We start from the raw sequence: 1,921 nt of genomic DNA on the forward strand, positions 1-1,921 counted from the left end.
TGGTTCTGAAACTTTATGGCACCAACACATCCGATGTCATCGCGCGGGTCCAGAAGCGCTTTGAGGAAATCAACGCAAGCCTGCCGGATGGTGTACTGGCGGTCCCCTACTATGATCAGGGAACGCTGGTAAACAAGGCCTCCGCAACCGTCACGACGGCGTTGTGGCAGGGGGCTGTGCTCGTAGCGTTGGTGGTGTTTGTCTTCCTGGGGGGCTGGCGTCCCAGTCTGATTGTGGTCCTGTCGATCCCGTTTTCCGTAGGTTTTGCGTTTATCGCAATGTACGTGCTCGGTATCAGCGCCAATCTGATGTCATTAGGAGGGGTCGCCATCGCCATCGGGATGATGGTCGACGGGGCGATTGTTATCTCTGAAAACGTGGATCGCAGTTTTGAGGAAGATGACGGCTCTGAAGAGCCGCGTATGTTGGTTGCCCGATCTACCGCCGAGGTAATCGCACCTCTGGTGGCGGCGGTTGCCGTGGTTATCGTTGTTTTCCTGCCGCTTTTCTCGCTGCAAGGGGTTGAGGGCAAAACCTTCCGGCCCTTGGCGGCATCGGCTGCACTCGCCATGACCGGCTCGCTGTTCTATGCGGCCCTGATTGCGCCTTCCATGGCCTTTTCGGTGATGCGCCGATCCGGCAAGAAGGCCCCTGACAAGCCGGGGCGGACTGTCGCGATGGTCAGTGGTGCGGCCGGGTTCTTTGTCCGTAACCGTTTTTTCGCCATCGTCCTGTGCGGCATATTTTTGGCGGTGGGCGGTTTTGCAGGATCGCGACTTGGTTCCGAATTTACGCCATCGTTGGAGGAAGGCGATATTCTGATGCGCGTCACCATGGCACCCTCGATTTCGCTTACCGAAGGAACGAAGACGACGACGCTTGTGGAAAAGCGGCTGTTAAAGAATTTTCCTGAAATCAAGTCCATCGTGACCCGTATTGGGCGTGGTGAGGTTGGCGCGCATGCTGACCCGACCAACAGCGCCGAAGCCTTCATCGAGCTGAACCCGGTCGATCAGTGGCGGCCCGGCTTGTCTGCCGAAGGTTTGCGCACGGCGATTTCGGAAGATCTGGAAAGCTTTCCGGGGATTGTGGTAAATATCGGCCAACCCATCGCGATGGCTGTTGATGAATTGCTGACCGGCACACGCGCCGAACTGGCCGTCAAAATCTTTGGACCGGATTCCGAAATTCTGTTGGAGCGATCACAAGTCCTGCAATCACTCCTGCAACAGGTTGAGGGTTCTGCCGAGGTACAGGCCGACCAGATCACCGGTGCGCCGCAACTTGTGGTAACCGTGGATCGGTCAGCCCTTGGTCGCTACGGGCTTGATGTTGAGGACGCGTTGGATGGGCTGCGTGCAGCCGTCGGCGGGGCCGAAGCCGGATCACTGTTCGAGGGCGTGCGACAGTTTCCGATAATGGTGCGTTTTGACGAAGAAAGCCGCGACACACCGGAGGCGATCAGACGCATCGTGCTGGAATCGCCTTCGGGCGCACGGGTGCCGCTGGACACAGTGGCCAATATCGAAACTGTAATCGGTCCACGCCAGATCACACGCGAAGATGGCGAACGCTTCATCACGGTCCAGTCCAACGTGCGCGGTCGCGATATCGGCTCTTTCGTTGCCGAAGCGCAGACGTTGACGGACGCTCAGTTGGATCTACCGCCCGGGTATCGTTTGGTCTGGGGCGGCCAATTCGAGCTTCAGCAACAGGCGAATGCCCGTTTCAAAGTGGTTATTCCGATTACGTTGGGCATCGTTCTGCTGATCCTTCTGGTAACCTTTGGTCGCCTGAAATCAGCGATCCTCATCCTGTTGAATATCCCCTTGGCGCTGACGGGTGGTGCGATGGCGCTCTGGTTGACAGGGTTGCCGGTGTCGGTGCCTGCTACTGTCGGGTTTATCGCATTGTTCGGCAT

The 1,921-nt window shown here is 57.7% G+C and carries 1 protein-coding gene; it reads left to right on the forward strand.

Annotated features, from left to right (window positions below; translation table 11 throughout):
• The coding region (locus ACGYLQ_RS20715) for an efflux RND transporter permease subunit (protein ID WP_394444662.1) at positions 1-1,921 on the forward strand (1,921 nt) is incomplete at both ends.

The sequence above is a fragment of the Sulfitobacter sp. 1A12779 genome, assembly GCF_043557315.1.
Classification (GTDB): domain Bacteria; phylum Pseudomonadota; class Alphaproteobacteria; order Rhodobacterales; family Rhodobacteraceae; genus Sulfitobacter; species Sulfitobacter faviae.